Origin of the sequence: Glutamicibacter sp. AOP38-B1-38, assembly GCF_052377485.1 — a bacterium.
GTDB lineage: Bacteria > Actinomycetota > Actinomycetes > Actinomycetales > Micrococcaceae > Glutamicibacter.
Genome location: NZ_JBQSWU010000075.1, coordinates 1 through 1785, shown reverse-complemented (window position 1 = coordinate 1785; position 1785 = coordinate 1). Strand labels below are relative to the sequence as shown.

Sequence of the window (1785 nt, the reverse complement as noted above, 5' to 3'; positions counted from 1 at the left end):
GACTTGCCGGACCCCGTAAAACCTTGAAAAACCAGATTTCTGTTGAGCTCAATGAAATGGCAGGTCGCCAACTGAGCCAGCAGCGGCTGGTTCAAGCCCCGCTCTTCAGCCCGGTCCACTTTCCGTAAGTCAGCCTGCGGATAACGGAGCTTAGCGCGACGGATTAGACCGTGGGACTTCGTATTCAGAAATAGCCCGTGGGCTTGGTCCACGGCCAGCTCGATCCGTGCTTCGATACTTAATGACATGCTCACCACATCGTCTTGTGATTCGAATGCCGTGAGCAGGTCGCCGGCGGCCATCTCGCGGAGTTTGCGCTTGGTTTCGGTGTTCAGGTTCATCGGGTCTTCCTTGCGTAGTAGTCGCTGCCTCGTACGTATCCAGTGTTGTCTTCAGCTGCTGGCGGGAGGGTCGCTTCTTTCCAGTTCTCGTCCTGCCGGTTCTGCAGAATCGGATGTAAATGCCCGTAGCGTGGGGAGCGGATCCGTGACTGCAATGCGACGAAGCAAGCGTCCTCCAGTCGGTTTGGACTGTATTTTGAAGACAAGCGCAGCACGGCCAGGGCGGGGTTGATTCCTTGCTCGGCAACCGGCACGGAAACGAAGATCTTATCGATCACCTGCACCGTGTTCGGGCCGATGCGGTGAGCCCATCCGCGGAGCCGTTTGGGGTCCCATGAGCGGTACTTGCGTTCTGGTGGGATATCGGCGTCATTGGTCCGATACTGATTCACTGTGGCCGCATCACACAAGAAGTGACTGCTGAGCCGTTGGGACTGAAGATAGACTTCCAACGTCTTGGACGTGATCCTCAGGTCCACGGTGGCGCCGACGTGTTTGAGCGGGACGGAGTAGAAGTTCTTCTTCCACGTCACGTAGCTGTTCTTGGCTACCTTGCGTCCGTGGACCCAGCCGCTCATCTCGTATGGCACCATTGGTAGCGGACGCAGCAGTGGTTGCTCTTCTTCATGGAAAACGCTTTGGCGGGAGCCGGCACGTTTCTGGAAGGGTTGCGCGTTATAGGCTTCGGCCTGCCGATAGATGGCCGTACGCAGTGAATCAAGCGTGGTGAACTTTTCATGACGTAGTGAAGCGATCACCCATGTAGCCACATGACCCACGGTATTTTCCACGCTGGATTTGTCTTTTGGCCTGCGGACGCGGCCTGGCAGGATCGCGGAAGAGTAGTGCTCGGCGAGATGGCGGTAGGCATCGTTGAGGATAATCTCCCCTTCGGCGGGATGCTTGATCACCCCGGTTTTCAGGTTGTCACACACGATCCGCGGCACGCTGCCGCCGAAAGCGTTGAACATCGCTGCGTGGCATAGCATCCAGGATTCCTGCTTCATATCGAGGCAGGGTTCAACGAACGCGTACCGGCTGAACGGTAGGCATGCGACGAACAAATACACCGTGGATCGTCGGCCCGTGACCGGGTCATGCAGGGCCATCGTTGGGCCTGACCAGTCAACTTCGACGCTGACACCGGATTTATGCTCCACTCGTGAGGTGGCCCCGTGTTCCAGGACGTAACGTTGGTAGGACTTGCAGAACCGGTCGTAACCCATGAATGCTGCGCCGGTGGTTTTGGCCTGATCGGAGTATTCGCCGTGCAGGAGCTTCAGGTTGGTGCCGACTTTGGCCAGTTCCTTATGCACGGTGGGCCAGTCCGGTTGGGTGAACACGCTTTCGTGCTCGCTGCGGCCAGGGAACAAGAGTTCGTAGACTTTGTCTTCGGTGAGGTCCTTGAACTCGTCCCAGCTACTGGAGTTGGCGGCGGCAGCGT

1 protein-coding gene and 1 pseudogene are annotated in these 1785 nt (G+C 57.6%); both read right to left on the bottom strand.

Annotated elements, in window-relative coordinates; translation table 11 throughout:
- Positions 1 to 341, bottom strand: a pseudogene (gene istB / locus ACT3TP_RS18630) (IS21-like element ISAar33 family helper ATPase IstB); the annotation flags it as partial.
- Positions 338 to 1785: IS21 family transposase (gene istA, locus ACT3TP_RS18625; RefSeq protein WP_444621278.1), on the bottom strand; the 1448-nt coding region annotated here is incomplete at its 5' end. The gene istA and the pseudogene istB, both read right to left, overlap by 4 nt.